The organism is Streptomyces sp. NPDC051020 (assembly GCF_040683105.1).
In the GTDB taxonomy this organism is placed as follows: Bacteria; Actinomycetota; Actinomycetes; order Streptomycetales; family Streptomycetaceae; genus Streptomyces.
Genome location: NZ_JBFBCG010000183.1, coordinates 1 through 4,245, shown reverse-complemented (window position 1 = coordinate 4,245; position 4,245 = coordinate 1). Strand labels below are relative to the sequence as shown.

The following is a 4,245-nucleotide window of genomic DNA, read 5'->3' as shown; positions in this document are numbered from 1 at the left end:
GGGCTCGCCCCGATACGCCCAGTATCGGGGCGACCCTCCGCCTTGCGATCGCACGCACCAGACGCCGCCCGGCCCGCCCTACGGGCGGACGACGCCAATTTCGAAACACGCCCTAGTGCCCCCTTGTTCAGGGAGCAGCCACCAACAGCGGATGCATGCCCCGGGCAGACACCCACGCGTTCACGACCCGTGAGTATCTACACCACTCTGCGGGACATACTCCGCTTATGATTCCATTTCACTCCATTGGGGATAACAAAGGGTTTCTCTCTCGTCTCGCTTGTCTTGCCCGTCGATGATCAATCTGCGGCGCCCGGCGCACCAGCACGCATCACGCTGTCCTCGTGAGCCTTCGCCGCACAGATCAAGCGATGAGCAGGAAGGAGGACTGCATGCACCTGACTCCTCATGAACAGGAACGTCTGCTGGTCCATGTGGCGGCGGATGTCGCCCAGCGGCGCCGTGAGCGAGGGTTGCTGCTGAACTATCCCGAGGTCATGGCGCTGTTGACGACGCACGTGTACGAAGGGGCGCGGGCCGGCGCTACGGTGGACTCGATCATGGAATCCGGCCGCCATGTGCTGGCGCGCAGCGAAGTCATGGAAGGCGTCCCGGAGATGATCGCCAGCGTCCAGGTCGAGGCCACGTTCCCGGACGGGACGAAGCTGGTGACCATTCACGATCCCTTCGACGAGTCGGCCGAGGACGTGGACGTCCATCCGGGCAAGCTGGAGCTTCTCCCGGACGACGAGGAATTCGCGGTGGCGTTCAACAAGGGCCAGAGGCCCGTGGAACTGCCCGTGAGCAACCCCTCGGACCGTCCGGTCCAGGTCGGCTCGCACTTTCACCTCGCCGAAGTCAACGAGGGCCTCGTGTTCGACCGCGATGCGGCACGCGGCATGCGGCTGCACATCCCCTCCGGGACGTCGGAACGCTTCGAGCCCGGTGACAGGCGCACCGTGTGGATGGTGCCCATCGCGGGGGACCGCATCGTCAGGGGACTTCAGGCCGGGAAGAGCGAAGAGGAGATGCACCTCGATGGGCAGTCAGACTGAACAGCTTCCGGGCCCGTTGCAGCGGTCCGATTACGCCGACCTCTACGGTCCGACGGCCGGCGACCGGGTCCGGCTCGCCGACACCGGCCTCGTCGTCCGGATCGATGCGGACTGGTGCGGCGGGCCCGGCCGCAGCGGCGACGAGATGATCTTCGGCGGCGGCAAGGTGATCCGCGAGTCGATGGGCCAGTCTCACGTCCCGCGGGATGATCCCAGCGCACCGGTGGACACGGTGATCACCGGTGCGCTCATCCTGGACCACTGGGGCGTGGTGAAGGCCGACGTCGGTCTGCGCGACGGGCGGATCCAGGCAATCGGCAAGGCGTACAACCCCGAGACGATGTCGTCGGCGCCCCACAACGACGCACGTGCGTCGGACTTCGTCGTCGGGCCCGAGACGGAGGTGATCTCCGGCAACGGGCGGATCCTGACCGCGGGCGGTGTCGATACCCACGTGCACTTCTTGTGCCCCGGGCAGATCCACGAAGCACTCGCGTCGGGCGTGACCACGCTGATCGGCGGCGGCACCGGGCCTGCGGAGGGCAGTACGGCCACCACTGTGACGCCCGGCAAGTGGCACCTCCACCGGATGTTCGAGGCGCTGGACTCCTATCCGGTCAACATCGGTCTGCTCGCCAAGGGCAGCACGGTCTCAGAGAAGGCGCTGCGCGACCAGGTCGCCGCCGGCGCCCTCGGTTTCAAGATCCACGAGGACTGGGGCGCCACGCCCGCGGTGATCGACTCGGCGCTGAGGGTCTGCGAGGAGACCGGTGTCCAGGTCGCCCTGCACGCCGACTCGCTGAACGAGTCCGGGTTCGTGCGCCACACACTCGCCGCGACCAAGAAACGCTGCAAAACCACGGAGATCAAGTACCGCAGCTTGCACGTCTTCCACGTCGAAGGCGCCGGCGGCGGTCATGCACCCGACATGATCAGTTTGGTGGGCGAGCCGAGCGTGCTGCCCGCCTCGACGAATCCGACCCGACCCCTGACGGTCAACACCGTCAAGGAACACGTCGATATGATGATCGTCTGCCACCACCTCAATCCCGAGATCAAGGCGGACATGGCGTTCGCCGACTCGCGGATCCGGCCCTCCACCATGGCTGCCGAGGACCTGCTGCACGACATGGGCGCCATCTCGATGATGTCCTCCGACGCGCAGGCCATGGGACGCATCGGCGAGATGATCATGCGGACCTGGCAAACCGCGCACGTCATGAAGTCCCGCTACGGACACCTGCGCGAGGACGACGCCAAAGCGGACAACTTCCGGGCCCGGCGCTACATCGCCAAGTACACGATCAACCCGGCCATCACCCACGGCATCGACGACGAGGTCGGTTCCGTCGAGGTGGGCAAGCTGGCGGACCTGGTCCTGTGGGAACCGATGTTCTTCGGTGTGAAGCCGCACATGGTCATCAAGGCGGGCCAGATCGCGTATGCGCAGGTCGGTGACGCCAACGCCTCGATTCCGACGCCGCAGCCGTTCCTGCCGCGTCCGGTGTGGGGGTTCAGTGGCCGGTCCCCGAAGGCCAACTCCTTCAACTTCGTCTCGGAGCTGGCCTTCGACGGCGAGTTGTCCAGGATCGGCCTGCTCAAGCCGCTGCGCGCGATCAAGTCCACCCGCGAGGTGACCAAGGCCGACATGGTGCACAACGACGGCCTGCCGGAGATCGTCATCGACCCCGACACCTTCGACGTCACCATCGGCGGTGCCACCACCTCGGACGTACGCACCACGGTGGACGGGCAACTGATCGGACGGCACTACGCCACCGAACTCCCGATGGCCCAACGGTACTTCCTGTTCTGACCCCCCACACCGGCCCGGCCCCGCCTTCTCGCCGGGCCGCCTGTCCCCGTGAAAGGCGGGCCACTGCCCTCATGAGCCGTGCTGCCCTGCTCGTCCTGGCCGATGGCCGCTTTCCCGCCGGTGGGCATGCCCACTCCGGCGGTATGGAGGCCGCGATCGCCTCTCAAAGCGTGTACGACACCGCAAGTCTGGAGGCCTTCTGCCGGGGTCGTCTGTACACCGCCGGGCTAACGGCGGCCGGGCTTGCCGCCGCAGCGGCCGCCGGACACGACCCCCTTGCCCTCGACGAGGCTGCCGACGCCCGTACGCCCATGCCCGCGCTGCGGCAGGTCGCGCGCAGGTTGGGCCGACAGATGATGCGCGCGGCCCGTGCCACCTGGCGCTCGGCCGACCTCGACCGGCTCGCCGCGACCGGCCGCAGGGAGCGCACCAGCCGGTCGTCCTCGGCGTCGCGGCCCGCGCCGCCGGACTGACGCCGTTCGACGTCGCGCAGTGCGCCGCGTACGAAAACGTCAGCGGGCCGGCGACCGCGGCGGTACGGCTGCTGAGCCTCGACCCGTTCGACGCGACCGCCCTACTGGCACGGCTCGCCGGTGAACTCGACGACGTCGCCCGATCCGCAGCCGACGCGGCTCATCGGGTCGCCACCGACGGTATCGGCGTGCTGCCCGCCGCGTCCTCTCCGCTGCTGGACATCACCGGCGAGCAACACGCCGCCTGGAGCCTCCGTCTCTTCGCATCCTGACCTGCTTCTTCCTGCTGGAGCCACCATGCACCTCGACCACCCCACGACCATGCCCGACCGCTATACCTTCAGCGCCGATGCGGTGCGCCCCGACGGCAGCCGCCGCGCGCTGCGGGTCGGGCTCGGCGGGCCCGTAGGCTCAGGCAAGACTGCGACCGTCGCCGCTCTGTGCCGTGCGCTGCGGGACCGGTTGTCCATCGCTGTAGTCACCAACGACATCTACACACGCGAGGACGCCGAGTTCCTGCGCCGCGAGGCTGTGCTGGCGCCAGAACGGATTACCGCCGTGGAGACCGGTGCCTGCCCGCACACCGCGATCCGTGACGACATCTCCGCCAACCTCGAAGCGGTCGAGCAGTTGGAGCAGACGCTGCAGCCGCTGGACCTGATCCTCATCGAGTCCGGAGGAGACAACCTCACCGCCACCTTCTCGCGCGGACTCGTCGACACTCAAGTGTTCGTGATCGACGTGGCCAGCGGCGACGACATCCCGCGCAAGGGCGGCCCTGGCATCACCACCGCCGACCTCCTCGTGGACTCTGCTGCCCAATTCACTGCGGGGATGAGGGCGGGTCCGCGATGATCGTTCCTGAGGTCGCTTCTCCGTCGTGCGGCCGTGGAGGCGGTAC

The 4,245-nt window shown here is 67.8% G+C and carries 2 protein-coding genes and 2 pseudogenes; all 4 read left to right on the top strand.

Features of this window, described 5'->3' with window-relative positions; translation table 11 throughout:
- The first annotated feature begins 392 nt into the window (after nucleotides 1–392).
- A complete protein-coding gene (locus AB0N06_RS38180; RefSeq protein WP_366139271.1) occupies nucleotides 393–1,055 on the top strand; it encodes an urease subunit gamma in 663 nt (220 codons plus the stop codon).
- A complete protein-coding gene (locus AB0N06_RS38175; RefSeq protein WP_366139270.1) occupies nucleotides 1,039–2,871 on the top strand; it encodes an urease subunit alpha in 1,833 nt (610 codons plus the stop codon). The genes AB0N06_RS38180 and AB0N06_RS38175 overlap by 17 nt, the downstream gene beginning before the upstream one ends.
- A gap of 71 nt (nucleotides 2,872–2,942) precedes the next feature.
- Nucleotides 2,943–3,616: pseudogene (locus AB0N06_RS38170) on the top strand (urease accessory UreF family protein).
- Nucleotides 3,617–3,641: 25 nt separating this feature from the next.
- Nucleotides 3,642–4,151, top strand: a pseudogene (gene ureG, locus AB0N06_RS38165) (urease accessory protein UreG); the annotation flags it as partial.
- Nucleotides 4,152–4,245: the final 94 nt, after the last annotated feature.

Coding starts and splice junctions, on each gene's coding strand:
- AB0N06_RS38180 (WP_366139271.1), top strand. CDS start 393: ATGCACCTGACTCCTCATGAACAGGAACGTCTGCTGGTCCATGTGGCG.
- AB0N06_RS38175 (WP_366139270.1), top strand. CDS start 1,039: ATGGGCAGTCAGACTGAACAGCTTCCGGGCCCGTTGCAGCGGTCCGAT.